The following is a 25,877-nucleotide window of genomic DNA, read 5'->3' on the forward strand; positions in this document are numbered from 1 at the left end:
AGCCCGCGGGCTCGCCGGCGCCGGACGCGCGGTCGCGGCGGGAGACGCCCATGACGGTGTCGTCGGTCGGTGTGGCGGAGGGCCCGGTGCCGGATCCGGCCGACTCCTCCGGGGTGGTGGTCGGGCCGCTCTGCGGCGGCTCGCCGCGCGTCGCGTCCGGCGTGACGCAGTCCTCGTCCCGGGGAGCGCTGCCGGAGGCCGAGTCGTGCGGGCCGGGGGACGCCTCCGGGCGGTCGGGCGGGGTCGTCCCGCCGGGCCGCGGTACGGGGTGGTCGTGCCGGTGGCCGTCCTGCCCGACGGGCCGCTCGATCCAGGTGTCCGCCGCGACGTCGAGGATCGTGAGGCCGGTGATCACGACGGGTGCCGGGGTCACGACGACCACCCGGGCGGGCCGGTATCCGCTCCAGGGCCTGCCGCGGGTGGGCGGGTCCGCGTCCGTCGCGGCGGGCCGGCCGAGCGGGTTGCCGCAGGCGCAGCGCACCCGGGGCACGCCCCGGTCGTCGACGAGGACGGCCGTACCGGCCTGGAGCACGGCCGGGAACCCGGTCGCCTGCCCGTCGCGGAACCCGTGGTCGGTGACCCGGGTGTCCGCGCGCAGCACGACCGAGGTCAGACCGCGCAGGTAGTCGGGGACGGACTCGGGTGAGATGCCGGAGGACTGGGCGAAGGCGCGGGTCCTGGCCCGGTCGGCGGCGAGAGCCTCGACCTGTCGCCCGGCGTCGCAGCTGCCGGTGTTCCGGGTGCCGCCGTAGAGACCGGGCGTGGCGCCCGACACGGAGCGCGGGCCCCGGCCGCCGGTGGCCGAGGGTTGCGGCGTTCGGGTGACGGGCGGCGGGGTGCCGACGGAGGTGACGGTCGACTCCGTGAAGGGGTCGGGGCCCCGTTCCGAGAGCGGCTGGAGCAGCACCTCGCCGTCTGCCGGTCCGTTCGCCGCCGTGTCCCGGTCGTGGCCGCCACCGCACGCGGCGAAGAGCAGAACCGCCGCGAGGGCGCCGCCGGTGGACGAGGGGCCTGGTGGGTATCTGCACCACGTTCTCCCGTTCATCGCGGGCCAGTCGTGGATCATTCTCTGCGTCACCCTCTTGGCGCACGCAAGCGGAGTACGGTCACCCAGCGTCACAATGGACGGGAGAGGAGCGCTCGGCGTGGAGTGGTTCACGGCACCCGACTACTGGTTGTCCCGGCTGGTCTTCCAGCGGGGGCTGGCCGTGCTGTATCTCGTCGCGTTCCTGGGCGCGGCCCTGCAGTTCCGGGCGCTGATCGGGGAGCGCGGGATGCTGCCGGTGCCGCGATTCGTGCGGCGGGTGGGATTCCGGGACGCCCCGAGCGTGTTCCACCTGCGCTACTCGGACCGCTTCTTCGCGGCCTGGTCGTGGACGGGCTGCGCGGTGTCGGTGGCGCTGATCGCGGGCGTCGACGGGTATCTGCCGCTGTGGGGCTCGATGCTGCTGTGGCTGCTCCCGTGGGCGATGTACCTGTCGGTCGTCAACGTGGGCCAGACCTGGTACGCGTTCGGCTGGGAGTCCCTTCTCCTGGAGGTCGGGTTCCTCGCGGTCCTCCTCGGCAACGACGAGGTCGCGCCGCCCGTCGTCGTCCTGTTCCTGTTGCGCTGGCTGCTGTTCCGCGTCGAGTTCGGGGCGGGGCTGATCAAGATGCGGGGCGACCCCTGCTGGCGCGACCTGACCTGCCTCGACCACCACCACGAGACCCAGCCGATGCCGGGGCCGCTGAGCTGGTTCTTCCACCACCTCCCCAAACCGCTGCACCGCGTCGAGGTGGCGGCCAACCACGTCACCCAACTCGTGGTGCCCGTCCTGCTGTTCACCCCTCAGCCGATCGCGACCGCCGCGGCCTGCCTGATGATCCTGACCCAGCTGTGGCTGGTCCTGTCCGGCAACTTCTCCTGGCTGAACTGGACGACGATCGTGCTCGCCGTGAGTGCGGTACGGATCCCCGGCACCGCTCCGCACACCGCCGCGGCGCCGCTCTGGTACGAGATCGTCGTCCTCACCGTGTCCGCCGGGCTGCTCGCCCTCAGCGTCCGGCCGGTGCGCAACATGCTCTCGCGGCGGCAGGTCATGAACCGCTCCTTCGACCCGCTCCGCCTCGTCAACACCTACGGGGCGTTCGGCAGCGTCAGCCGGGTGCGCCACGAGGTGGTGATCGAGGGCACCGCGGACGAGGTGCCGCACGAGGACACCGGCTGGCGGGAGTACGAGTTCAGGGGCAAGCCCGGCGATCTCCGGCACTGGCCGCGCCAGTTCGCTCCCTACCACCTGCGCCTGGACTGGCTGATGTGGTTCGCCGCGCTCTCCCCCGGCTACGCCGACGCGTGGTTCGGAGGGCTGGTGGAACGCCTTCTGGTGAACGACCGGGACACGCTGCGGCTGCTGCGCCGCTCGCCGTTCCCCGCGGACACCCCGCCGCGGTACGTCCGCGCCCGCCTCTTCCGCTACCGGTACACGACGTGGCACGAGCTGCGCGAGACGGGCGCGTGCTGGCACCGGACGTACGTACGCGACTTCCTTCCGCCGACCCGGCTGGAGGGTGGCGCGCGACGGCGGGTGCCCTGAGCCGCCGCGGGGCCGGGGCCCGCGGTTCAGAGTCCGTAGACGCGCGTGGCGGTCCCGGCGAACACCGCCTCCCGTTCGCCCGGGCTCAGACTCATCGTCAACTCCTCGGCGAGGTACATGACTTCGCCGTAGGACGCGGCGAGCGTGCACACCGGCCAGTCCGAGCCGAACATCGTCCGGCCGGGCCCGAAGGCGGCGAGGGCGGTGTCCGCGTACGGCCGCAGGTCGTCCGGGGTCCGCCGGGCCGGGTCGGCCTCGGTGACCAGCCCGGAGAGTTTGCAGGCGGTGTTGGGCAGCGCTGCCAGTTCCCGGACGGCGCCCGCCCAGGGTTCCGGGGCGCCGGAGGCGATCGGGGGCTTGCCCAGGTGGTCGAGGACGAAGGTAAGCCCGGGGTGGGCGGCCGCGGCCCGGGCGCACATGGGCAACTGGTGCGGCAGGACGACGAGGTCGTACACGAGGCCCGCCTCGGCGACGGCATCGAGTCCGCGCCGCACGTCCGGGCGCAGCAGCCATCCGGGGTCGCGTTCGCCCTGGACCTGGTGGCGGATGCCCTTGAGCCGGTGGCCTCCGGGCAGCTCCCGCAGTCGTGCCAGTTCGTCGGCGACGTCGGCGCGGGTCAGGTCGGTCCAGCCGACGACGCCGGCCACCAGGGGGTTCCTCTCCGCCAGGGAGAAGAACTCCGGGGTCTCCTCGGCCACGGTGACCGTCTGCACGAGGACGGTACGGTCCACGCCCGCCGCCACGGCCTCGGGTTCGAGATCCGCCATCCCGAAGTTCCTTCGCAGTGGCCGGAGTTCGGCGCCGGTGATCCAGTCCTGGTCCCGGACGGCGAGGTCCCACACGTGGTGGTGCGCGTCGACTCTCACGGCAGTTCCCAGACCACCGGCAGTCCCGCGTCGGCGCCCGAGCCGGAGTAGTCGTGCGCGACGTCGAGGAGTTCGGCCATGCGGGCCTGCCAGGCGATGTTGGCGGGCAGCTTCTCCAGTTCAGCGAGCATCCGCCCGTAGTCCTCGCACTCCAGGAGGTGGAACAGGTCGGTGCCGCTGCGCCAGATGGTCCAGGAGGTGGCTCCGGCGGCACGGATCGCCGTGACGAGTTCGGCCGGCACCCGCCGGTGCGCGGCCTCGTAGGCGGCGACGCGCTCCGCGCGGACCTTGGTGTGCAGGGCGACTCTCATGACGGCTCCGGTACGGGGAGGGGGGCCGCGTGCGGCAGCAGGCCCTCGGCGCGCAGTTCCCGCCAGAAGGCGGCCGGCACCGGGGTGGCGAACTGCTGCGCACAGTCCTGGACTTCGGCGGCGGACCGGGCGCCCACGAGGACGCTCGCCACGGCGGGGTGTGCCGCGGGGAGGGCGAGTGCGGCGGCGCGCAGCGTGGTCCCGTGCCGCTCGGCGATCTCCTTCAGCCGGAGCGCCCGGTCCAGCAACTCGGGCGGAGCGGGCGCGTAGTTGTACGTCGAGCCGGGTCCCGGGTCCGCGAGCAGACCGGAGTTGAAGGCGCCGCCGACGACGACGGAGGTGCCGCGCCGCCGGGCGGCGGGCAGCAGGTCGGTGAGCGCGCGGTGGTCGAGCAGGGTGTAGCGGCCGGCGCACAGCACCACGTCGACGTCGGTGTCCTGGACGAAGCGCGTGAGCATCGCGGTCTGGTTCATCCCCGCGCCGATCGCGCCGACGACGCCCTGCGAGCGCAGTTCCTCCAGGGCCGGGTAGGCCTCGTGGAAGGCCTGCTCGGCGTGGTCGTCGGGGTCGTGCAGGTAGACGACGTCCACCCGGTCGAGGCCGAGGCGCTCCAGGCTGGCGTCCAGGCTCCGGCGTACCCCGTCGGCGCTGAAGTCCCAGACGCGGCGGTGGGTGGCGGGCACCGCGAAGCCCTGGGCGAGGTCGTCGCCGCCCGGGTCCGCGGGTTCGAGCAGGCGGCCGACCTTGGTCGAGAGGGTGTACTCGGCACGGGGCCGGTCGCGCAGGGCCGCGCCGAGCCGCCGCTCGGAGAGTCCGATGCCGTAGTGCGGGGCGGTGTCGTAGGTACGGATGCCGCAGTCCCAGGCGGTGTCGACGGCCGCGCGGGCCTGTTCGTCGGTCACCTCGGTGTACAGGTTGCCGATGCCGGCGGCGCCGAAGGAGAGCGCGCCGACCGGGACGCCGCTGGCGCCGAGGGTGTTCACCGGCCCGCCGGGCGCAGTCGCAGCCCCTGCATGCCGCCGTCGACGGCGAGCGCGGTACCGGTGGTGGCGCCGGACAGGGGGCTCGCCAGGTAGGCGATGGCGCCGGCGACCTCCGGTGCGGACACGAGCCGGCCGGTGGGCTGGCGGGCCTCCAGGGCGGCGCGTTCGGCGGCCGGGTCGGGGGCGGCGTCGAGGAGCCGGCCGACCCACGGGGTGTCGACCGTGCCGGGGTTGACGCAGTTGACGCGGATGCCCTCGCGGACGTGGTCGGCGGCCATCGCGAGGGTGAGGGCGAGGACGGCGCCCTTGGAGGCCGAGTACAGCGCGCGCTGGGGCAGGCCGGCGGTGGCCGCGATGGAGCAGGTGTTCACGATCGCCGCGTGCGAGGAGGCCCGCAGGTGCGGGAGGGCCGCCCGGGTGGTCCGCACGATGCCGAGGACGTTGACGTCCAGCACGCGGCTCCATTCCTCGTCGTCGTTGTCCTCGACGGTGCCGCGGGCGCCGATGCCCGCGTTGTTGACGAGCACGTCGAGGCCGCCCAGGCCGGCGACCGCGGCGGCCACCGCCGCGCGCACCGAGGCGTCGTCGGTGACATCGGCGCGGTGGCCGGTGAGCGGCGTGCCCACCGACGACGGGTCGAGGTCGAGGACGGCGACGCGGGCACCTCGGGCGGTGAGGAGGTCGGCAGTGGCCCGGCCGATGCCGGAGGCGCCGCCCGTCACCAGCGCGGTGAGCCGGTCGAAGTCGCGGATGTCCTGAGGGTCCGTCATGCTGCCTTTCCCTTGCGTTCGTCGGCGTCCCGCTGAGCGAGGTCGGCGGTCCAGAAGGTGCCGTCCGGGTAGGTGAACTCCGCGATGGACGCGGGGCGCATGGTGGCGGAGAACCCCGGAGCGGTGGGGGCCGTGTAGCGGCCGTCGCGGATCACCACGGGTTCGGTGAAGTGGTCGTGCAGATGGTCGACGTACTCGATGACCCGGTCGTCGGTGGTGCCGGCCAGCGCGACGAAGTCGAACATCGAGAGGTGCTGGACGAGTTCGCACAGTCCGACGCCTCCCGCGTGCGGGCAGACGGGGACACCGAACTTGGCCGCGAGGAGCAGGATGGCGAGGTTCTCGTTGACCCCGCCGACCCGGGCCGCGTCGATCTGCAGGACGTCGACCGAGCCCGCCTGGAGGAGCTGCTTGAACACGATGCGGTTCTGGACGTGTTCACCGGTGGCGACCTTGACGGGGGCGACGGCCGAGCGCACGGCGGCGTGCCCCAGGATGTCGTCCGGGCTCGTCGGCTCCTCGATCCAGTACGGCTCGAACTCGGTGAGCGCGCGCGTCCAGTCGATCGCCTCGTCCACGTTCCAGCGCTGGTTGGCGTCGATCGCGATGCGGATGTCCGGGCCCACCACCGCGCGGGCGACCCGGCAGCGGCGGATGTCGTCCGCGAGGTCCGCCCCCACCTTCAGTTTGATCTGCCGGAACCCCCCGGCGACGGCCTCGGCGGCGAGCCGGGTGAGCTTCTCGTCGCTGTAGCCGAGCCAGCCGGGCGAGGTGGTGTAGGCCGGGAAGCCCTGGGCGAGCAGGGTCGCGGTGCGCTCCGTCGCTCCTTCCCTCCCCCGGCGCAGGAGGTTCAGCGCCTCGTCCGGGGTCAGCGCGTCCGTGATGTAGCGGAAGTCGACCTGGCCGACGAGCCAGGCGGGATCGGCCTCCGCGAGGAACCGCCACAGCGGTTTGCGGGCGCGCTTGGCCGCCAGGTCCCACACGGCGTTGACGACGGCGCCGATCGCCATGTGCATCACGCCCTTCTCCGGTCCGAGCCAGCGCAGTTGGCTGTCGCCGACCAGGTCGCGGGAGAGGGTGCCCGGGTCGGCGCACAGCTCGTCCACCGGCCGGCCGAGGACATGCCCCCGCAGTGCGTCGATCGCGGCGACCTGGACATCATTGCCCCGCCCGATGGTGAAGGTGAAGCCGTGCCCCTCGGCCCCGTCCGCCGCGTCGCTGCGCAGGACGACGTACGCCGCCGAGTAGTCGGGGTCCGGATTCATCGCGTCCGAGCCGTCGAGCTCGCGCGAGGTGGGGAAACGGATGTCATAGGTGTCGACCGCGGTGATGCGTGCGGGGGTCGGGGACACGGAAGGCCTTTCGGTCGGTGGCAGGGGGTCCTCGGTGGGGCGTCCGCCGGTCCGCGCCCCGGTGTTCGGTCGCTCAGTCCTGGGCGCGTCCCGTCGTCACCCGGGCGATCATGAGGGCGACGAGGATGATCCCGCCGTAGATGGCCTGGATCCAGAAGGACGGCACCTGGGCGAGCGTGAGCAGGTTCTGCACCACGCCGAGGAGGAGGACGCCGGTCAGGGCGCCGAACATGGTGCCCTTGCCGCCGTCGAGACTGATCCCGCCGATGACCGCGGCGGCGAACACCGTGAAGATCATGTTGTTGCCCTGGTTGGCGCTGATCGCGCCGACGTAGCCGGTCTGCATGATCCCGCCGACGGACGCGAGCACACCCGCGACGACGAACACCCCGAGCATCACCCGCTCGACACGGATTCCGGCCGCGCGGGCGGCGTCGGCGTTGCCGCCGATGGCGTACAACGCGCGTCCGACGCGGTGGTACTTGAGGACCAGACCGGCGACGGCGAAAGCGACGGCTGCCAGCCACACCGACAGCGGGACGCGCAGGAACGTCGTGGTGGCGAGGGAGAAGAACGCGTCGGGCATGCCGAACAGGGTCTTGCCCTTGGTCGCGCCGACCAGAAGTCCCCGCAGGACGATCAGCATCGCGAGCGTGACGATGAAGGCGTTCAGCTTGAACTTCACGACGAGGATGCCGTTGAAGGCTCCGATGGCCGCGCCCACGACGAGGATCGCGAGGAGGGCGAGCGCCGCCGGGAACTCCGTGCCCCAGCCGGACTGGGCGGCGGGCAGCACGAGCAGCGCGCCGACCGCGGGGGCGATGCCGACGACGGACTCCAGGGACAGGTCGAACTTGCCGGTGATGAGGACGAGCGACTCGGCGAGCACGACCATCGCGAGGGCAGCCGACGCGCCGAGGATGGAGATGATGTTGCGTTCGGTGAGGAAGGAGTCGTTGACGAACGCGCCGAGCACGACCAGTAGCAACAGCGCTGGAACGAGCGCGAGTTCGCGGGCCCTGCGCAGGAGTACGGCCTTGGCGGCGCGCGGGTCGGGGGCGCGGGAGGGGGTGAGTGGCGAGGTCTTCGTCTCAGTCATCCCGGTCTCCCCCGCCGCTGCCGGGGGTCCCGGGGGTGTCCGCCGCGGCGGTGCCGTTGCCATGGTCCACTCCTTCGATGGAGGCGATCAGCTCGTGGTCGCGCCAGCCCGCCGGATGCTCGGCGACGACGCGGCCGTGGAAGAGGACGAGGACGCGGTCGCAGCGGCGCAGGTCGTCGAGTTCGTCGGAGACGACCAGCACGGCGGTGCCGTCCTCGCGGGTGCTGTCCATCCGGGACAGCAGGGACTCCTTGGACTTCACGTCGACGCCCGCGGTCGGGTTGATCAGGACGAGCAGGCGTGGGTCCGAGGCGAGCGCGCGGGCCATGACGACCTTCTGCGCGTTGCCGCCCGAGAGGTCGGAGACGGGCTGCTCGGGTCCTTCGGTGTGGATGCCGAGGCGTTCGATGAGCCCGGCGGCGAAGCCGCGTCTGCGGCCGGTGCCGATGAAGCCGTGGCGGCCCAGCCGGTTCAGGACGCTCAGGGTGGCGTTGTCGCCGACGCTCATCCCGGGCACCAGGCCCTGCTCGTGCCGGTCCCGCGGGACGCAGCCGACTCCGGCCTTCAGCGCGGCGGCCACGTCACCGAAGGGGAGCCGCTCGCCGCCCAGCCGGGCGCTGCCGCCGGTCGGGGTGTGCAGTCCGGCGAAGGACTCGGCCAGTTCGGTCTTGCCGCTGCCGCTGGACCCGGCGAGCCCGACGACCTCGCCCCGGCGCACGGTCAGGTCGATCCGCTCGTACGCGGGGGAGGTGAGCCCCGTGGCGTCCAGGACCACGGGCGCCTCGTCGTCCGACTCCCGCGGGGAGATCGCGAGTTCGGCGATCGACTCGCCCGCCATGGCCTCGATCAGTGCCGGGCGCGGGAGTTCGGCGACCGGCGCCGTGGTGATCCAGCGGGCGTCCCGCAGGACCGTGACCGTCTGGCAGACCTCGTACACCTCCTGGAGGTGGTGGGAGATGAACAGGAAGGTGACGCCGGAATCCTGGAGTCCCCGCATCCGGGTGAAGAGCCGTTCGATCTCCCGGCTGTCGAGCTGCGCGGTCGGTTCGTCGAGGACGATGAACCGGGCGCCGAAGGAGAGCGCCCGCGCGATCTCGACCATCTGCCGGTCCTCGACCTTGAGGTCGGCGGTGCGAGCGTCCGGGTCGACGCGCACGTCCCAGGTCTCCAGCAGCCGCGCCGCCTCGGACCGGAGCCGGCGCCAGCTGATGAAGCCGCCCCGGCCCGCCGGCTGCCGGTTGATGAAGAGGTTCTCGGCGACCGTCAACTCGGGTACGACGGTGGGCTTCTGGTAGACGCAGGCCACGTTGCGCCGCCAGGCGTCACGGTCGGCGAGCGGCGGTGCGGGCCGGCCGTCGAAGCTGATCGACCCCTCGTCCGGCGCCTGGAGGCCGGTGAGCAGGGTGACGAGGGTGGACTTGCCGGCGCCGTTGCGGCCGACCAGGGCATGGGACTCGCCGGGGAACACGGCGAGCCGACCGTCTCGGAGAGCGACGGTGGGACCGTACCGCTTGGTGATCCCCCGCGCCTCGACCAGTGGAGTGCTCATTTGACCGTGTTGCCCCACAGCTTCGGGTCGTCCACGTTCTCCTTGGTGACGAGCGGGGCGGGGAGCTGGTCCTCCAGGATGCCGCCGGGCAGCTTCACGATCTCGGAGTCGTGGTCGGTCGGACCGGGTTTGAACGTCTTCCCCTGCATCGCGGCCTTGATGTAGTACATGCCGTACTTGGCGTAGGCGTCGGCCGGCTGGGAGACGGTGGCGTCGATCTCGCCCTTGCGGATGGCGTCGAACTCCTGCGGGATGCCGTCGTTCGAGACGATCGTGATGTGCCCGGCCGCACCCGCCTTCTTCAGCATGCCCTTGGACTTGAGGGTCTGCAGGGTGGGCGCGAGGTACACGCCGCCCGCCTGCATGTAGATGCCCTTGATGTCGGGGTTGGCGTTCAGCAGGGTGTCCAGCTTGGAGGCCGCGGTGTCTGACTCCCACTTGGCGGGGATCTCCAGGACCTTCAGCTTCGGGAAGTTCTTCTTCACGCAGGAGCGGAACGCCTCGGAGCGGTCCCGGCCGTTGACGGACGCCAGGTCGCCCATGATCTGCACGACCTTGCCGGAGCTGATCTGCTTGCCGAGGTACTGGCAGGCCTTCTCGCCGTACGCGACGTTGTCGGCGCGGACGACCATGGCGACCTTGCCCTTCTCCGGGGCCACGTCGACGGCGACCACGGGGACGCCCTTGCGCTCGGCCTGGTCGAGGCCCGCGGCGATCGCGGCGCTGTCCAGCGGGGCGACCACCAGGCCCTTGACGCCCTGGTTGAGCTGGTTGTTGATGTCGGTGATCTGTTGCGAGGGGTCGCTGTTGGAGTTGACGGTCTTGAGCGCGTCCACGCCCTGCGACGTCGCCATCTTCGGCACGTAGTCGTTGTACGACTGCCAGAACGGTGAGGTCAGCAGGGGCAGGATCACCCCCACCTTGCCGCCTCCGTCACCCTTCCCGCCGCCCGAGGCGACGTCGTCCTTCGTGCTGCCGCACGCCGCGAGCACGAGGGTCGCGCAGGCGGCCACCGCCACCGCACACACGGTCCGCGACGGGATACGCCTGTTCCGCACAGTTCTGCCGGCCATCTGACGGCTCCTCATTGAGCGTGATCGAGCAGGACGGGTGGCCGGAGGTCCCTCTACCGACCGGGACGAATATTTATCAGACCACTTCGGCCTTCCGACACCCTCTGGAGCCAACTATTCACAGTTTCCGGCCATAGTGGTCCGACCACTTCGGTCGTTAGACTGCGGCGCACCCGGCAACAGGAGGAAGTGGCGTGGACGAGAGCCAGCCCGTGGGGGCGGAGCCCGGCAAGGACCCCGCCCCGCCGAAGGGCACCGTGACCCAGCGCGCCATCGAGCAGATCAAGGCGCTGATCCGGGAGGGCCGGCTGGAGCCGGGGCAGCGACTGCCGACCGAGCGGGACCTGGCGTCCCAGCTGGGCATCTCCCGCAGTTCGATGCGCGAGGCGATCCGGGCGCTCACGGTCCTCGGTGTGCTGGAGGCACGGCACGGATCGGGCATCTACGTCACGCAGTTGGAGGCGGGTGACCTGCTGGAGACGTTCGGGGTGGTGGCCGATCTCTCCCGCGGCCACCAGCTCGTCGAACTGCTGGAACTGCGCCGCATCCTGGAGTCGACGGCCACCGCGATGGCGGCCGCGCGCATCACCCCGGACCAACTGGCCGAGGTGGAGAAGCAGTTGACGGCGATGAACGCGACCGACGATCCGGAGCAGATCCTCGCCCACGATCTCGCCTTCCATCGCGAGATCGTCGCCGCCGCGGGCAACGAGACGATGACCGCGATCCTGGACGGGCTCTCCTCCCGTACCTTCCGCGCCCGCGTCTGGCGCGGCTACCAGGAGGAGGGCGCCTTCGACCGCACCCGGCGCGAGCACGCGGCGATCCACCGTGCGCTGGTCTCGCGCGACCCGGAGGCGGCACGGACGGCGGCGGCGGCACACGTCGGCGAGGTGGAGCAGTGGCTGCGCTCGCAGCTCGCGCCGTAGCCCGCGTCCATGAAGGCCCGCGTCGTCCACGGCCCGTTCGCCCGCCGTCCGGCACGGCGGGCGGCGAGGAACGCGCCCGGGCACCGATCCGACGGGCGGCGTCCCGCACGCCCCCCGCGGCCGTGCCGGGCGAGCGTCCGGACGGGTCCCCGGCCGGGACCCCGGCGTCGAGCCGCGCCGCGGACCGGCCCTGCTGCGGCCGGTCCGCGGCGTCGCGCCTCAGGCCCGCTTCAGCCGGAGCGTGACCAGCTCGAACGGCCGCAGGGCCACCCGCAGTCGCGTCCCGTCCCGCTCGGGTTCCGTCGCGTCGGCGAGCGGTCGCTCCAGCAGGTCCGTCACCGTGACCTCGTCGAACGCGAAGCCCACGGTCAGGGTCGCCCGCGAGCGGCCGCCACGCGACTCGTGGAACCGTACGATCACGTCACCGCTCTCGTCGTCGGCCAGTTTGACCGCCGTCACCACGACGGCGTCCTGCCCGACGCCGACCAGCGGCAGGACCTCCTGGGGGCCCGAGCCCGCCAGCCGCCGTTCCGGCAGGTTGATGCGCCAGCCCTCACGCACCGCGTCGCCGATCGCCGCGCCGGGAACGAGGGCGTGACGGAAACGGTGGATGCCCTGGTCGGTCTCCGGGTCCGGGAAGCGCGGCGCGCGCAGCAGCGAGACCCGGACCGTGGTCGTCGTACCGGAGTCGCTGTCGCGTACGGCGCGGGTGACATCGTGGCCGTACGTCGAGTCGTTGACCAGGGCGACGCCCCATCCCGGTTCCTCGATGTGCACGAACCGGTGGTTGCAGGCCTCGAACTTGGCGGCCTCCCACGAGGTGTTGGTGTGGGTGGGCCGGTAGAAGTGCCCGAACTGGGTCTCCGACGCGTAGCGTTCGGCGTGCACGTCGAGCGGGAAGGCGAGCTTCAGGAACTTCTCCGTCTCGTGCCAGTCGACCTCGGTGTCGATGTCCAGGCGCTGTTCGCCGGGCGACAGCGAGAGCACCTGAGTGACCTTCGAGGCGCCGAAGGAGCGGACGATCCGTACCGAGACACCGTCCTCACCCGGCGCGACCTCATCGGCGTCGGCCAGATCGGTGACCGTGTTCCGGTAGAACTCGTCGACGTCCCAGGCGTCCCACATGTTCGGGAAGTCGGGGTGGAGTTGCAGCAGGTTCGCCGCCTGCCCCGGTGCGACCGTCTCCCGGTCGGCGGACAGGTCGAACGCCGACACGACGAGCCCCCTTTCGTCGATCTCGACGCGCAGCACCCCGTTGTCCAGGACGTAGCCGCCGTCCACCCGGGGGGCGAGGGCCGTCTCGCCGAGCACCGCCGGGGTCCGTGCGCCGCCGGCCGGCACCCCGTCGCGGGCGTGCGGCGCCGAGTTGAAGACCAGGGGCGCCGAGCCCTCGCCCGCCAGCGCCCGCTGCGCCGCCCCGATGACTGCCTCCAGCTCGGCGGCGACCCGCTCGTAGGTGCGGCGCGCCTCGCGGTGGACCCAGGCGATGGACGAGCCGGGCAGGATGTCGTGGAACTGGTGGAGCAGGACGGTCTTCCAGATGCGGTCCAAGTCCTCGTACGGATACGGGAATCCGGTGCGGACGGCGGCGGTCGCGGCCCACAGTTCGGCCTCGCGCAGCAGGTGCTCGCTGCGCCGGTTGCCCTGCTTGGTCTTCGCCTGGCTGGTGAGGGTGGCACGGTGCAGTTCCAGGTACAGCTCGCCGACCCAGACGGGCGCGTCGGGGTACTCCGCCTCGGCCTTGCGGAAGAAGTCCTCGGGGGTCTCCCAGGCGACGGTCGCGGAGCCTTCGAGGTCGCGGAGGCGGCCCGCCTTGGCGATCATCTCGCGGGTGGTGCCACCGCCGCCGTCGCCCCAGCCGGTCGGAGCGAGCGAGTGCCGGGCGGCGCCCTTGTCCTTGAAGTTGCTCGCCGCGTGGGCGATCTCCCGCCCGTTCATGGAGCAGTTGTAGGTGTCGACGGGCGGGAAGTGGGTGAAGATCCGGGTGCCGTCGATGCCCTCCCAGCGGAAGGTGTGGTGCGGGAACTTGTTGGTCTGCGACCAGGAGATCTTCTGGGTGAGCAGCCACTTGGAGCCGGCCGCCTTGATGATCTGCGGCAGCCCGGCGGCGAATCCGAAGGTGTCGGGCAGCCACGCCTCGTCGTTCTCGACGCCGAACTCGTCGAGGAAGAAGCGCTTGCCGTGCACGAACTGACGGGCCATCGCCTCGGAGCCGGGCATGTTGGTGTCGGACTCGACCCACATGCCGCCGGCCGGCACGAACCGGCCGTCGGCGACCGCCTTCTTCACCCGGGCCCAGACCTCGGGCCGGTGCTCCTTCACCCAGGCCCACTGCTGGGCCTGCGACATGGCGAAGACGAAGTCGGGCTCGTCCTCGATGAGAGCGGTCATGTTGGAGGTCGTGCGGGCGACCTTGCGGACCGTCTCGCGCAGCGGCCACAGCCAGGCCGAGTCGATGTGCGCGTGCCCGACGGCGCTGATCCGGTGGGCCGACGGCACGGCGGGCGCGGCCAGCACCTCCCGGAGCAGTGAACGGGCGTGTTCCGCGGTCCCGTTGACGTCCTGGAGGTCCACGGCGTCCAGGGCCCGCTCCACCGCGCGCAGGACGTCCCAGCGGCGCGGGGACTCCACCGGCAGCTCGGCCATCAGCTCGCCGAGGACCTCCAGGTCGATGACGAGGTTCCACACCTCCTCGTCGAGCACGGCGAGGTCCATGCGGGCGAGCCTGTACTGCGGCTCACTGCCCGCCGTCTCCTTGTCGCCGAGCTGCGTGGGCCGGAAGGGGTGGTAGTCGAGGATGACCGGGTTGGAGGCCGCCTCGACCCGCAGGTCCACCTGCTCGCCGCCCTCGGCCGGGGCGGCGACCCTCACCCACTGGTTGCGCGGGTTGAGGCCCTTCACGGGACTGCCGTCCGGCCGGTAGACGAGTCCCTCGCACTGGAAGCCGGGCATGTTCTCGTCGAAGCCGAGGTCCAGCAGGGCCTCCACGGTCCGGCCCGCCCAGGCCTCCGGAACGGTTCCGGTGACCCGGAACCAGCTGGTGCCCCACGGAGCACCCCAGCGCGCGCCCACCTCGATCGGTTCCGTCGGGGCGGCGAGCCCTTCGGCGACCGGCACGGGTTCACCGGGCGCGTTCCACACCGCCACCTCCAGCGGAACGGACTCGGGGTACACGGCCGGACGGATGCGTTCGTCCAGGACGCGCTTGAGGCGGGACTCGACCAGGGTGCGGTCGTCATGCATGTGAGTGCTCCGTGGGGTAAGGGATGCGGGTTGTTACCAGGTGTGCGTGGTCGTGGCGGGCGGGGAGACGCTGAACAGTTCCCCCACTGAGCGCAGTTCGAATCGTGCGGCCGGTTCTCCCTGTTCCGGGGCGAGCCCTGCGACGTGGAAGGCGCGCTGGCAGGTGCCGCCGAGGAAGCGGCGTGTGCCGTCGGGGAGGATCCGGTACAGCTCGTAGTGGCGCACCGGTCCGGGTACGGGCTGCCAGGCGAGGCGCAGGTCGCCGCCCTCGGCGTCGGTGACGCGCAGGCCGGTGGGCGCCTCCGGGGTCTCGGCCGCGTCGCGGACAGCGAGTCCGCCGAGCCGCCAGCGCAGCGGCCCGCCCGCTCCGGTCAACCGGACGCCGAGGGCCCGGACGGTCCCCGTCAGCCCGGCGAGGGACACGGTCGAGGTCTGCCAGCCGCTGCCCGAGGAGACCGGGAGGAAGGCGTACGGGGGTGCCGCGCCTGCCGTCGTGGGGTCGTCGGTGGCGACCGCCAGCTCCAGCGAGACGTCACCCGCGTCCGTGCGGTGCGTCAGCTCGACGACGGTGTCCTCGCCGAGCGGGAGCCGGGTCGCGTAGAGGTCCACGGTGACCGGGGCGTCCGGATCACCGGAGACGAGGACGCTGCTGCCGCCGCGCCAGGCGTCCGCGAAGTCGAAGGTCACCGAGGGGCGCCGGCCGTCGGTGCGCACCACCCAGCGGCGGGCGGGCAGCCGGTCCTGGAGGCCGAGATGGTTCCAGGCGGTGTCTCCGGTGGCGCTGCCGTCCTCGTACCACTTCAGGCCGTGACCGGTGTTGAAGACGGTCGCGAAGGGGAGCGAGGTGACGGTGGAGCGGTCGGCGACGAAGACGGCGGGCGCACGCCAGCGGCCGGTGGTGTCGGGCCGTGCGGGGTCGAGGGAGGCCCCGGTCCAGAAGCCGTCGTCGGCCGCGTGGAAGTCGCCCGGGGTGCGGCCGGCCGGCAGGTGGTTCCGTGTCCACTCGGGCCGGTAGTAGCCGACGGAGGTGACGTGCGGCTTCGTGGCGGGGACGACGGCGTCCCAGTTCACGGAGGCGTTGGTGCCGTTCGCCTCGACGTCGACACCCGCCCACAACGCATGGCGGCTGCGCCCGAGTTGTTCGGCCGTCGTCCCGGACGCGGCCAGTCCGGCGGAGGTCCAGCGGAAGTCGAGGAACATGGAGTCGGCCGCCTGGAAGAACGCCTTGTTCTGGTTGTTCAGCGCTCCCTGCCAGCTGACCGAGCCGTTCACGGTCATCGCGTCGTACCAGGTGACGCGCTGTCCCCTGGCCGTGCCGAGCGACCTCAGCTCCCCGAGGAAGCCGAGCATGTCGGCGGCGAGGGCCGGATCGCCGCCGCCCGTCTCGGCGTTGACGAACCAGCCGTCGAAGCCGTACGCCTCGGCGACGGCGACGAGTTGCGCCGCGAGCGGGTGGCGCCCCTGCGCGTCCTTCCGCACGAGGTCACGGGTCCAGCGCAGTTGACCGCCGTACGCGGCGGGCGGCAGGAACACGTTGCCGAGGACCGGGACGCCGTGCCGGTGCGCGGCGTCCACGATCGGCGCGTTCGGCGCGAGGATCAGCCCCTCGCCCGACGAGCCGCCCCAGAAGACGAGTTCGTCGAGGTAGGACCAGTGGGTCAGGGCGTAGTAGTCGGCGGTGGCCGCGCCCTGCGAGGGGTTCTGGGCCGTGGGGCCGAAGGAGACGAGCGACTGGACGCGGGCCTGTCCGGAACGTGCCGTGGTGTTGGCGGGGACGGGGGTGAAGCGGGCGGCGAGCGGCACGGCGGAGGCGTTGAACGCGAGGTCGGTGTCGGTGTCGGCGCGCCACGACGTCAGGCTGCGCCAGGTGATGCCGGTGCCCGGGGTGCCCGTGGGCAGCGAGTCGGGGTACCAGTAGGAGGCGTACGGCTGGAGGTCACGGGGTGCCGCGGCCGCCGTGCCCTGCGATGCGGACAGGAGCCCGGCGGCGGCGCCGGCTCCGGCGAACAGGACGGTTCGTCTGCTGAGGTTCACGATGTGCTCCGTATCGTGTGGGGAACGGATTACGGTGCTCGACTCAGGCGGTGACCTGATCCGGTGTGACGACCTCGGTGATCCCGCGGGCGACCAGATGTTCGCGGTCGGTGGCGCGGCTCGCGAGGACGGTGGTGGGGCGGACCCCGTCGGCGGTCAGCCGGGCGAAGGCCTCGAAGACGGGGCCGCCCGGCGCGCACACCGAACGGCCCGGCGCGGTGTCGACGACGAGCGCGGTGGTGCGGGCGGCGGGCACGCCGGGACGGTCCCGCCCGACGATCCGGGCGATCGTGTGCCCCGCGGGCTTCGTCCGCCGGTCGCTCGTCAACAGGCCCAGGCTGTACTCGAGTTCGGGGAAGTCGGCGAGGTCTCGGCTGACGTCGTGCGAGCACCACCAGGTCACGCCCCACAGGTCGGGGCAGTCGAGTGCGTTCGTGACGGTGGCTTCGGTGAAGGCGGCGGCGTGCCCGGCGGGGATCAACGGAGCGGGCGCGCCGACCTCCTGGAGCCAGACCGGCCGGTGCGGGTCGTGCGACCAGGCCTTGGACAGCTCGATCAGATAGGCGGCGTGGTGCTCGGTGGCGACGCCGGTCCGGCCGTGACGTTGCGCCGTGCCGTTGAACACCCATGAGTGGACGGCGGTCATGGCGCCCAGCCGGGCCGAGTGGCCGGCGGTGAACGGCTGGTCGTCCTGGTACCAGGCGGCGTCGTACGAGGCGTGCAGGTGTGGCTTGCCCGGGGCGCCCTCCTCGCAGGCGTCGAGCAGCCGCCGCAGCCACGCCCCGGCCTGGTCCTCGGTGATGCGGTCGGGGTCGGGGTGAGGTCCGGCCGCGAACTGGTTGACCTCGTTGCCGATGGTCATCCCGATGAAGTTGGGCCGGTCGGCGAGAGCCGATGCCAGGGTCCGCAGGTACGCCGCCTCCGCCGCGACGACGTCCGGGTCGGTGAAGATGTTCCGCCGGTGCCAGGTCCGTGTCCACGCGGGCAGGAAGTCGAAGCTGGACAGGTGCCCTTGCAGGCCGTCCACGTTGACGTCGAGTCCGCGCTCGGCGGCCGCGTCGGCGAGCGCGACGAGCTGCTCGACGGCCCCTGGGCGGATCAGGGTGCGGTTGGGCTGGAAGTAGGGCCACAGCGGGAAGACCCGGATGTGGTCGAGGCCGAGCGCCGCGATGGAGTCGAGATCGGCGCGGACGGCGTCCAGGTCGAAGTCGAGCCAGTGGTGGAACCACCCCTGGCTGGGCGTGTAGTTGACGCCGAAGCGCACGGCAGAGGGCATGCGGGGATCCTTGCGAATCGGAACGGCAGGACGGCGGAGTACGGGTCGGTGGCCCGCTCCGGGCGGGCGTCAGCCCTTGACGGCTCCCTCGCCGACACCGCGGAAGAAGTACCGCTGGAGGCAGGCGAAGAGGGCGATCAGGGGTGCCACGGCGATGACCGTGCCGGCGGCGACGAGGCGTTCGTCGTTGGCGAAGGTGCCGTGCAGGTAGTTGAGTCCGATGGTGAGGGTGAACTTGGAGGGGTCGCTGAGCACGATGAGCGGCCACAGGAAGTCGTCCCAGGCCCCCATGAAGGCGAAGATCGCGACGACGGCGAGGGTGCCCTTCACCGAGGGCAGCGCGATCCGCAGGAACCGCTGCCACACGTTGGCGCCGTCGACGAAGGCCGCCTCCTCGATCTCGTAGGGGAGGTTGAGGAAGGCGTTGCGCATCAGCAGGACGTTCATCGCGCCGACGCAGCCGGGCAGGACGACCCCGATGAGCGTGTTGTTCAGGCCGAGTTCCCGCATGGTCGTGAACTGGGCGATGATGATGCCCTCGACGGGCACCAGCATGGCCAGGACGAAGACCAGGGTGGCCACCCGCCGGCCGCGGTAGCGCAGCCGGGCCAGGGCGTACCCCGCGAGGGCCGAGCCCACGCAGTTGGTGACGACGTTGGCGCCCGCCACCTTGAGGGAGTTGAGGGCGTAGTCCCACACCGGGATGGTGTCGGCGACACGCTGGTAGTTGTGCAGAGTGGGATCGCCGGGCAGGAACCGGGGCGGCGAGCTGAAGATGTCCTCGGTGGGTCCCTTGAGCGACGTGGACAGCTGCCACACGAAGGGGCCGACGGTCAGGGCGAGGACGGCGAGCAACAGCAGGTAGCGCAGGACGAGTTCCCACAAGGGGACCCGTCGTCCGTGTTCGTCGGTGATCCGGCGGCGGCGCGGGCGCTCCGCCTCCGGGAGCGGTTCGGTGGTGCGGGTCTTCATCGGCGTGCTCATGCGTCCTCCTTCCGGTCGGCGCGCAGCACGAGCAGCATCAGCGCGACGGTGACGACGAAGACGACCACCGAGATGGCGGACGCGTAGCCGACGCGGCCGGTCAGTCCGGTGCCGGTGCGCTGGACGAGCATGACGAGGGTGGTGTCCTCGCCGGCCGGGCCGCCGTCGGGGCCGGCCATCAGGTAGACCTCGGAGAACACCTTGAAGGCGGCGACCGACGAGAGCGCGCCGACCAGCACCATGGTGGAGCGGACGGCGGGCACGGTGACCGTGAGGAAGCGGCGCACCGCCCCCGCTCCGTCCACGGCGGCGGCCTCGTGCAGTTCCCGTGGGACGTTGGCGAGCGCGGCCAGATAAATGATCATGTAGTAGCCGAGGCCCTTCCAGACCGTGACGGCCATGGCGCTGAGCAGGAGCAGCCACTGGTCGCTCAGGAAGCCGACCTTGCCGACCCCGATCGCCTCCAGCAGCGAGTTCACCAGCCCGCGCTCGTCGAGGAGCCAGACCCAGATGAGGCCGACCACGACGATCGACGCGACGACCGGGGTGTAGAAGGCGGACCGGAAGAAGGCGATGCCGGGGATGTTCTTCTGGACGAGGAGGGCGAGCAGGAGCGGCAGCAGGACGAGCGCGGGGACGACCCCGAGGACGTACAGCGTGCTGTTGCGCAGCCCGGTCCAGAACATCTCGTCGTGCAGCAGCTCCCGGAAGTTGGCCAGGCCCACGAACTCGCCGGAGATCAGGGTGCGGCGGTCGGTGAAGGAGTTGATCACCGTCGAGACGAACGGGTAGAGGATGAAGACACCCACGACCACGAGGCCCGGGGCGGCGAACAGCCAGGGGCTGGTGCTCAGTTGGCGTCGCACGCGAGTGCCGGGCCGGTGCTCCGGCGGGGCCGGCCGGGAGCCGGCCCGCGGCTCCCGGGACAGCGTGCGGGGCTCCCGCGCGGTACTGGAGGAACTCGCCATGACCGCTCAGCCCTGCTGCCGCAGCAGCGTGTCACAGGCCTTGACAGCGTTGTCCAGCGCCGCCTTGGGGCTCTGCTTGCCCTGCAGCGCCTTGGCGATCTCGTTGCGCAGCGCCGTCTTCATCTGCTCGCTGAACAGGACCGGCGTGTAGTTGACCGCGTTCTTCAGGGACTTGGCGGCGGCGACCCGCACGCGCGTCTCGTCGGTGCCGTCCTCCTTGGTGAAGTACGGGTCGTCCAGCGAGCCCGCGGTGCTCGGGAAGATCGCGACCTTCTTGGCGAAGGACATCTGGTTATCGGCGTCGGTGACGAAGTGCGCGAAGGCGACCGCGGCCGGGGTGTGCTTGGTGCGCGCGTTGACCATCACGCCCATCACGTACATGTTCACCTTGCCGGTGCTGGTGATCTGGTCCGTGATGCCGATGTTCTTGTAGAGGTTCGGCGCCTGCTTCTTGAAGTTGCCGAGGTCCAGGGCGCTGCCGGGGTTCATCGCGACGGCGCCGGTCAGGAACTTCTTGCCCGACGACTCGGGGGTGGCGGTGAGCGCCTGCGGATCGAGCGCCTTGGCGTCGTACAACTCCGCGTACTTGGTGAGGAGTTGTACGCCCTTGGCGTCGTTGAAGGAGAACGCGGTGCCCTCCTTGTTCATCAGCTCGACGCCGTAGCGGCCGAAGTCCTCGACGGTGGGCACGTTGGCGAGGGTGGCGACCTTGCCGTCGCTCTTGTCCGCCAGCCGGAGGGCGTCCGTGAAGAGTTCGTCGTACGTCGTCGGGGGCTGGGCCGCGTCGAGGCCCGCCTTCTCGAAGAGCGACTTGTTGTAGAACAGCGGCCCGGTGTTGAGGTACCAGGGGAAGGCGTAGGTGCCGGTCATGCCCGGCACCTGATGGCCGGCCCAGGCTCCCGCCAGGTACTCCTTCTTGTACTGGGCGGCCGACTTGTCGAGGTCGAGGGCGAGTCCGGCCTTGGCGAGCGGGGCGACGAGGTCGGGAGAGACGTTCACGACGTCGGGCAGGGTGCCGCCCGCCGCGTCGGCGCTGATCTTGTCGGCGTAGCCCTCGGCGGGCTGGTCGATCCACTTCACGTGCGTACCGGGGTACTTCTTCTCGAAGTCGGCGACGACACCCTCGAAGTAGGGCTTGAAGTTGGCCCTCAGGTTCCAGGTCTGGAAGGTGATGTCGCCCTCGATCTTGCCGGAGGCGTCCGTCGAGCCACCGCTGTCGCCGGAACCGCAGGCACTCAGCGGCAGGACGAGGGCGACGGCGACGGCGACAAGTGCTCTGCGGGGTATGGGCACGGTGACACGGCTCCCTTGCGGCGTCTGCGGGTGGTGGCGCCAGCGACCATGCCCGGCGGCCGTCGGCGAAGTCAATGGATTGGCATCCACTAAATGAATCGGGATGACATTAGTGCAGGTCAGAGCGGTGCGACAGGCCTCTTGCGCGAGATCGCTAATGCGCTTTAGGCTGACAGGACTCAAGCGCTTTAGTGCATGACCCGAAGAAATGGGGAGTCCCGTGCCAGCCAAACGGTCTCCGGCACGCCGGCCGACGATGAAGGACATCGCGCGGCGCGCCGGAGTCTCCGAGAGCGCGGTCTCCTTCGCGCTGAACGACCGGCCCGGCGTCTCCGAGGTCACCCGCGACCGGGTGCGCCGGGTCGCCGAGCAGCTCGGCTGGCGGCCGAGCACCGCGGCGCGCCAGCTCTCCGGCGAGGGCGCGGCCACCGTCGGCCTGGTGGTGGCGCGGCCCGCCGACGCCCTGGGCGTGGACTCGTTCTTCCTCCAGCTGATCTCGGGCATCCAGGAGGTGCTGGCGGAGCGTCATCTCGGCCTGCTCTTCCAGGTCGTCGAGGACGTGGACGCCGAGTGCGCGGTCTACCGGCGCTGGTGGGCCGAGCACCGCGTGGACGGCGTGCTCGTGGTGGACCCACGCGTCGACGATCCCCGTCCGGGGCTCCTCGACGAACTCGGCCTGCCCGCCGTGGTCATCGGCGGGGCGCCGGACGCCCCGCATCCGGGCATGTCCACCGTGTGGGCGGACGACGCGGGCGCGATGGCCGCGGTCGTCGACGCCCTGTACGCCCTGGGCCACCGCAGGATCGTGCACATCGCGGGTCTGCCGGGGCTCGCCCACACCGAGCGGCGCATCCGCACCCTGCGTGCCGAGGCGGAGCGGCGCGGCCTGCCCGAGGTCCGCTCGGTGACCACCGACTACTCGGACGCGCAGGGCGCGGCGGTCACCCGGCGTCTGCTGGAGGGTGCCGAGCCGCCCAGCGCGCTGATCTACGACAACGACGTGATGGCTCTGGCCGGTGTCGCCGCCGCGAGCGAGCTGGGCTTCTCCGTGCCGGGCGCGGTGTCGGTGGTCGCCTGGGAGGACTCGCCGCTGTGCCGCATGGTCAAGCCGTGGCTGTCCGCGCTGTCCCGGGACACGGTCGAGTTCGGCCGGACGGCGGCGCAGGAACTGACGGCACTCCTGGACGGCGGTCCGGCGCGGACGGTACGGGTCCCGGTTCCACGGCTGATCGAGCGCGAGAGCACGGGACCCTGCACGACGGAGGTGTGAGGCGCTGGGGGGGCGCACGGGGGTGACGGAGCGTGGGAGGCGCAAGGGGTAGACCTTCGTGAGCGGCGTCCACCCTACGCCCCTGTGCCCCGCCTCTCACGTCTCTTCGTCCCGTGACCGGTCTAGCGTGAGCGCGTCGATCCGCAGGACCCGACGACTTCCGGCATTCATCGGAGGTCTGATGATCGATCCACCCCACATGACACTCAACGGAGCTTTGGGCGGCCGGAGTTGCTCCAGTGATCGGACGAACCGTCAAACTGTGGGAACGCCGGCCGACGCCCGCGCGAAAGCCCCACAGGACCGCACCGCATGTCCGAGGCGGACGGCTCTCGACGCGGCGGCCCCCCTCCGGGCAGAGTGCACCCCGTACACGTACTACTCACCAGTAGGACCTGGAGCGAGGAGCGCCCGTGACCACCTGGGTCGGCCGGACCGCCACCGAGATCGCCGCCGCCGTCCGCGAACAGCGGGTCGCACCGCGCGAGGTGGTGGCCGAACACCTCGCGCGCATCGAACGGTTCGACGGCCGGGTCGGCGCCTTCCGGACGGTGCGGGCCGAGGCGGCACTCGCGGAGGCGGACGAGCTGCTCTCCCGGGATCTCGGGAGCCTCCCCCTCGCGGGTGTGCCGGTGGCGGTGAAGGACAACCTCGCGGTGCGCGGCGAGGCGACGCGCATGGGCTCGGCCGCGACCCCGGACACCCCCGCGGACGAGGACCACGTCACGGTGGCCCGGCTGCGCGCGGCCGGTGCCGTGGTGGTGGGACTGACCAACGTGCCCGAGCTGTGCGTGTTCGGCACCACGGAGGGGGTGCACGGCACCGCCCGGAACCCCTGGGACCTGTCCCGGACGGCGGGCGGTTCCTCCGGCGGGAGCGCCGCGGCGGTGGCCGCCGGGATGGCGCCCATCGCGCTCGGCAACGACGGTATGGGTTCGCTGCGGATCCCCGCCGCGAACTGCGGCCTGGTCGCCCTGAAACCGGGCCACGGCGTGGTGCCGGCCGGGATCGGCCACGGCGACTGGTTCGGCATGTCGGAGAACGGGCCCCTGGCCACGACGGTCGAGGACGCCCGCCTGATGTTCTCCGTCCTGGCCGACACCGGGCAGGCGCCGCCCGCGGAGCCGGCCACGCGCACCATCGCCGTCTCGGTGCGCAGTCCGCTGGCCGGCATCAGGGTCACGCGACCGTATACGACCGCGGCCCGTCAGGCGGCCGCGCTGCTGGCCGAGGCGGGACACCGCGTGCGGCCCGCGGACCCGCCGTACCCGCTCTGGCTGAGCACGACCTCGCTCGCGCACTGGACGGCGGGCACTGCGGTGGACGCCGAGGACCTCGACCCGCGCAGGCTCGCCCGGCGCACCCGGGTGCACGCTGCCGTCGGGCGCCGCTTCGTGACCGGGGTCCGCACGGGGGTCCGTCGCGAGCAGCTGCGCGCGCGGCTGGCGCCGTTCTTCGCGGAGCACGACGTCCTGCTCACCCCGGCGCTCGCGCGCCGCAGCCCCGCCTCCGTGGCCTGGCACGAGCGGGGCTGGCTGCGCAACATCCTGGCCAACACGGCCTATTCGCCGATGACTCCGCCGTGGAACCTCACCGGCTGGCCCGCGATGGCGGTCCCGTTCGGCACCCTGCCGAACGGCGCCCCGTGCGCCGTGCAGCTCGTCGGCCGTCCCGGCTCCGAGGCGGCTCTGCTGGACGTGGCCGGACAGCTGGAGGTACTGAACCCGTGGCGGCGCACCGCGCGGCTCGACTAGCTCGGCCGGGAGGGGCGGACTCACCCTCGCCGGAGAAGACGGGAGCCGCGGCCGGTCGCCGGCCGCGGCTGCTCCGAGAGGCATGGGCGTGAACCGTGCACGCCCATGCCCTCAGCGATCGCGATGGACCGATCCCCGCGCCGGTCAGTCGACGCTGGGGAGGATGTGGGGCTCGGCGAGGTCGTCCTCGTAGCCCGCGAGGCGGATCGGGGCGGACCTGGCCCACACCTCCAGGCTGCCGAGCTTGATGTCGGCACCGCCGGCGCGCTCCGTACGTTCCTTGGGGCGCTGATCGCGATTCGTCTTCTCTGGTGTCACCGCGCACTCCTTATGTGTCGGGTCACCCTCGGGACGTGCGGTCCGGTCTGCTCCGGCCGCCTGACGTCCGCTCGGGTGTGAGTCGAAGGCAGTTAGGGACGCGGTGGCGCCGGTAACTCGGGTGAGATCAGGCCGTGGTGACCGGCTTGTCCCGGGACGGACCGTGGGTGTGGGTGGACCCCAGTAAGGCTGCCCGTCGGCTACAGGGTAACCAAATGAGCGGGTGACTGCTCGATGGGGCCGAAAACTTCGCGTTACCGTCGCGGGTCGCCCGGGCCCCATCAGGCCCCGATCTGCGGCGATTTGAAACACGATGCCCCCTTCGCCGCCACCCATTCGGCTCAATACCGACCATAGGGGCGGGCATCAGGACGTGTCAGGGGCCAGTCTGAGGTCACCGGCGACCGACGGGCGTCGCCCCTGTCGGACACCACCGGAGGCGGTGCGCAGTTCAGGTCCCGTTGGCCGGTTCGCAAGGAGGCCATGGTCTGCTGACGACCGGCACAGGCTTTCTCGTGGGAGGACCGACGCATGGAGCTGCGCGGCGTCGACGATCTGATGGATCTGCTGCACGCCTGCCGGGGCGCGTGGGACACCCCCGACGGCACCGGCGATCCGGTCGATCTGCACGATCACGGCCTGCAGACCGCCGCGTTGCTGCGCCGGGAACGGCCCAGCGACAAGGAGCTCCAGGTCGCCGGGCTGGTGCACGACATCGGGCATCTGCTCAGGCCGGGCGACGACGCCGGGCACGCCGACCACGCCGCCGCGGCGGTGCGGCCACTGCTCGGTGACCGGGTCGCACGTCTCGTCCAGCTGCATGTGGGAGCGAAGCGCTACCTTGCGGCCACGTCGCCGGGCCGCGGACTGTCCCCGCAGAGCGCGCTGACGATGACCGCCCAGGGCGGCGCGATGAGTCCGCGGGAGGCGGCCGCCTTCGAGCGGGACCCGCTGGCCGAGGACGCGGTGACCCTGCGGCAGGCGGACGACGCGGGAAAGGTCGTCGGACTGGACGCGGGAATCATGGAGGACTGGCGGCCCGTACTGGAACTGGTGGCGTCCCGCACGGCCCGCCTCGGCGCCGTCGACTGACGGCGCCCCGAACAGGGCGGCGAGCCGGCCGGGACCACGCGGCCCCGGCCTGACCTGACCCGTCCCCAGCACAGACGGTCCGGACCGCGGCTCGGCGCGGGAGCGCTGCGGGCGAACGCGCCGAGCGACACCGGCGAATG

General features: G+C 71.9%; 21 protein-coding genes. 5 read left to right on the top strand and 16 right to left on the bottom strand.

Going from position 1 to position 25,877, the window contains the following annotated elements; genetic code table 11:
• On the bottom strand, positions 1 to 1,066 hold a 1,066-nt coding region (locus tag ABZT74_RS31660; RefSeq protein ID WP_356440576.1), incomplete at its 3' end, for a DUF6777 domain-containing protein.
• A 79-nt stretch (positions 1,067 to 1,145) separates the two neighbouring features.
• On the opposite strand from ABZT74_RS31660, the gene ABZT74_RS31665 reads away from it, so the two are divergent.
• On the top strand, positions 1,146 to 2,573 hold the full coding sequence (locus tag ABZT74_RS31665; RefSeq protein ID WP_356440579.1) for a lipase maturation factor family protein: 1,428 nt from the start codon (positions 1,146 to 1,148) through the stop codon (positions 2,571 to 2,573).
• A gap of 26 nt (positions 2,574 to 2,599) precedes the next feature.
• Here ABZT74_RS31665 and ABZT74_RS31670 read toward each other — a convergent pair whose 3' ends face one another.
• The 8 genes from ABZT74_RS31670 to ABZT74_RS31705 all read right to left on the bottom strand — a co-directional run bounded on the left by ABZT74_RS31670 (position 2,600) and on the right by ABZT74_RS31705 (position 10,576).
• Complete coding sequence (locus ABZT74_RS31670; RefSeq protein ID WP_356440582.1) at positions 2,600 to 3,439, bottom strand: amidohydrolase family protein; 840 nt, start codon at positions 3,437 to 3,439, stop codon at positions 2,600 to 2,602.
• Entirely contained in the window at positions 3,436 to 3,750 is a 315-nt protein-coding gene (locus ABZT74_RS31675) for an L-rhamnose mutarotase (RefSeq protein WP_356440585.1), read from the bottom strand. The genes ABZT74_RS31670 and ABZT74_RS31675 overlap by 4 nt, the downstream gene beginning before the upstream one ends.
• Positions 3,747 to 4,733, bottom strand: a complete 987-nt coding sequence (locus tag ABZT74_RS31680; RefSeq protein WP_356440588.1) for an aldo/keto reductase — start codon at positions 4,731 to 4,733, stop codon at positions 3,747 to 3,749. The genes ABZT74_RS31675 and ABZT74_RS31680 overlap by 4 nt, the downstream gene beginning before the upstream one ends.
• Positions 4,730 to 5,485 carry an SDR family oxidoreductase gene (locus tag ABZT74_RS31685; RefSeq protein WP_356440670.1) on the bottom strand — a complete coding sequence of 252 codons (756 nt, stop codon included), beginning with the start codon at positions 5,483 to 5,485 and terminating at the stop codon, positions 4,730 to 4,732. The genes ABZT74_RS31680 and ABZT74_RS31685 overlap by 4 nt, the downstream gene beginning before the upstream one ends.
• A 14-nt stretch (positions 5,486 to 5,499) precedes the next feature.
• Positions 5,500 to 6,855: an L-fuconate dehydratase gene (locus tag ABZT74_RS31690; protein WP_356164383.1), complete on the bottom strand. Its 1,356-nt coding sequence runs from the start codon at positions 6,853 to 6,855 to the stop codon at positions 5,500 to 5,502.
• Between the two features lie 73 nt (positions 6,856 to 6,928).
• The gene (locus tag ABZT74_RS31695) at positions 6,929 to 7,954 is read right to left on the bottom strand and encodes an ABC transporter permease (protein ID WP_356440591.1); all 1,026 of its coding nucleotides are present in this window, start codon (positions 7,952 to 7,954) and stop codon (positions 6,929 to 6,931) included.
• Complete coding sequence (locus ABZT74_RS31700; RefSeq protein ID WP_356440593.1) at positions 7,947 to 9,503, bottom strand: sugar ABC transporter ATP-binding protein; 1,557 nt, start codon at positions 9,501 to 9,503, stop codon at positions 7,947 to 7,949. Before ABZT74_RS31700 ends, ABZT74_RS31695 begins: the two co-directional genes overlap by 8 nt.
• On the bottom strand, positions 9,500 to 10,576 hold the full coding sequence (locus ABZT74_RS31705) for a sugar ABC transporter substrate-binding protein (protein ID WP_356164389.1): 1,077 nt from the start codon (positions 10,574 to 10,576) through the stop codon (positions 9,500 to 9,502). Before ABZT74_RS31705 ends, ABZT74_RS31700 begins: the two co-directional genes overlap by 4 nt.
• 194 nt (positions 10,577 to 10,770) lie before the next feature.
• On the opposite strand from ABZT74_RS31705, the gene ABZT74_RS31710 reads away from it, so the two are divergent.
• Positions 10,771 to 11,505, top strand: coding sequence for a FadR/GntR family transcriptional regulator (locus ABZT74_RS31710; protein WP_356164391.1), 735 nt, complete (start codon positions 10,771 to 10,773; stop codon positions 11,503 to 11,505).
• Between the two features lie 219 nt (positions 11,506 to 11,724).
• Here the strand turns inward: ABZT74_RS31710 and ABZT74_RS31715 are convergent, their stop codons facing one another.
• From ABZT74_RS31715 to ABZT74_RS31740, 6 genes are all read right to left on the bottom strand, one after another.
• Positions 11,725 to 14,748, bottom strand: coding sequence for a glycoside hydrolase family 38 C-terminal domain-containing protein (locus ABZT74_RS31715; RefSeq protein WP_356440596.1), 3,024 nt, complete (start codon positions 14,746 to 14,748; stop codon positions 11,725 to 11,727).
• A 33-nt stretch (positions 14,749 to 14,781) separates the two neighbouring features.
• On the bottom strand, positions 14,782 to 16,782 hold the full coding sequence (locus ABZT74_RS31720) for an endo-beta-N-acetylglucosaminidase (protein WP_356440599.1): 2,001 nt from the start codon (positions 16,780 to 16,782) through the stop codon (positions 14,782 to 14,784).
• Between the two features lie 43 nt (positions 16,783 to 16,825).
• A complete protein-coding gene (locus ABZT74_RS31725) occupies positions 16,826 to 18,058 on the bottom strand; it encodes a glycosyl hydrolase (RefSeq protein WP_356440601.1) in 1,233 nt (410 codons plus the stop codon).
• 69 nt (positions 18,059 to 18,127) lie between these two features.
• The gene (locus tag ABZT74_RS31730; RefSeq protein ID WP_356440673.1) at positions 18,128 to 19,030 is read right to left on the bottom strand and encodes a carbohydrate ABC transporter permease; all 903 of its coding nucleotides are present in this window, start codon (positions 19,028 to 19,030) and stop codon (positions 18,128 to 18,130) included.
• A gap of 8 nt (positions 19,031 to 19,038) precedes the next feature.
• Positions 19,039 to 20,010, bottom strand: a complete 972-nt coding sequence (locus ABZT74_RS31735; RefSeq protein ID WP_356440603.1) for a sugar ABC transporter permease — start codon at positions 20,008 to 20,010, stop codon at positions 19,039 to 19,041.
• Between the two features lie 6 nt (positions 20,011 to 20,016).
• Positions 20,017 to 21,303, bottom strand: a complete 1,287-nt coding sequence (locus ABZT74_RS31740; protein WP_356440606.1) for a sugar ABC transporter substrate-binding protein — start codon at positions 21,301 to 21,303, stop codon at positions 20,017 to 20,019.
• Positions 21,304 to 21,523: 220 nt separating this feature from the next.
• Between ABZT74_RS31740 and ABZT74_RS31745 the strand changes: the two genes are divergently transcribed.
• Positions 21,524 to 22,573 (top strand): LacI family DNA-binding transcriptional regulator, encoded by a 1,050-nt coding sequence (locus tag ABZT74_RS31745; protein WP_356164404.1) that lies wholly within the window; start codon positions 21,524 to 21,526, stop codon positions 22,571 to 22,573.
• 413 nt (positions 22,574 to 22,986) lie between these two features.
• Positions 22,987 to 24,327, top strand: coding sequence for an amidase family protein (locus ABZT74_RS31750; RefSeq protein ID WP_356440609.1), 1,341 nt, complete (start codon positions 22,987 to 22,989; stop codon positions 24,325 to 24,327).
• A gap of 144 nt (positions 24,328 to 24,471) precedes the next feature.
• Here ABZT74_RS31750 and ABZT74_RS31755 read toward each other — a convergent pair whose 3' ends face one another.
• A complete protein-coding gene (locus ABZT74_RS31755) occupies positions 24,472 to 24,645 on the bottom strand; it encodes a hypothetical protein (RefSeq protein ID WP_355863918.1) in 174 nt (57 codons plus the stop codon).
• A gap of 531 nt (positions 24,646 to 25,176) precedes the next feature.
• On the opposite strand from ABZT74_RS31755, the gene ABZT74_RS31760 reads away from it, so the two are divergent.
• Positions 25,177 to 25,737 carry an HD domain-containing protein gene (locus tag ABZT74_RS31760; protein WP_355863916.1) on the top strand — a complete coding sequence of 187 codons (561 nt, stop codon included), beginning with the start codon at positions 25,177 to 25,179 and terminating at the stop codon, positions 25,735 to 25,737.
• Positions 25,738 to 25,877: the final 140 nt, after the last annotated feature.

The organism is Streptomyces sp. NPDC005302 (assembly GCF_040607345.1).
Lineage (GTDB): Bacteria > Actinomycetota > Actinomycetes > Streptomycetales > Streptomycetaceae > Streptomyces.

Excerpts from the sequence above, each read along its gene's own strand:
- ABZT74_RS31725 (WP_356440601.1), bottom strand. The coding sequence starts at position 18,058 with ATGCCCTCTGCCGTGCGCTTCGGCGTCAACTACACGCCCAGCCAGGGG.
- ABZT74_RS31715 (WP_356440596.1), bottom strand. The coding sequence starts at position 14,748 with ATGCATGACGACCGCACCCTGGTCGAGTCCCGCCTCAAGCGCGTCCTG.
- ABZT74_RS31705 (WP_356164389.1), bottom strand. The coding sequence starts at position 10,576 with ATGGCCGGCAGAACTGTGCGGAACAGGCGTATCCCGTCGCGGACCGTG.
- ABZT74_RS31675 (WP_356440585.1), bottom strand. The coding sequence starts at position 3,750 with ATGAGAGTCGCCCTGCACACCAAGGTCCGCGCGGAGCGCGTCGCCGCC.
- ABZT74_RS31695 (WP_356440591.1), bottom strand. The coding sequence starts at position 7,954 with ATGACTGAGACGAAGACCTCGCCACTCACCCCCTCCCGCGCCCCCGAC.
- ABZT74_RS31730 (WP_356440673.1), bottom strand. The coding sequence starts at position 19,030 with ATGAAGACCCGCACCACCGAACCGCTCCCGGAGGCGGAGCGCCCGCGC.
- ABZT74_RS31735 (WP_356440603.1), bottom strand. The coding sequence starts at position 20,010 with ATGGCGAGTTCCTCCAGTACCGCGCGGGAGCCCCGCACGCTGTCCCGG.
- ABZT74_RS31760 (WP_355863916.1), top strand. The coding sequence starts at position 25,177 with ATGGAGCTGCGCGGCGTCGACGATCTGATGGATCTGCTGCACGCCTGC.
- ABZT74_RS31700 (WP_356440593.1), bottom strand. The coding sequence starts at position 9,503 with ATGAGCACTCCACTGGTCGAGGCGCGGGGGATCACCAAGCGGTACGGT.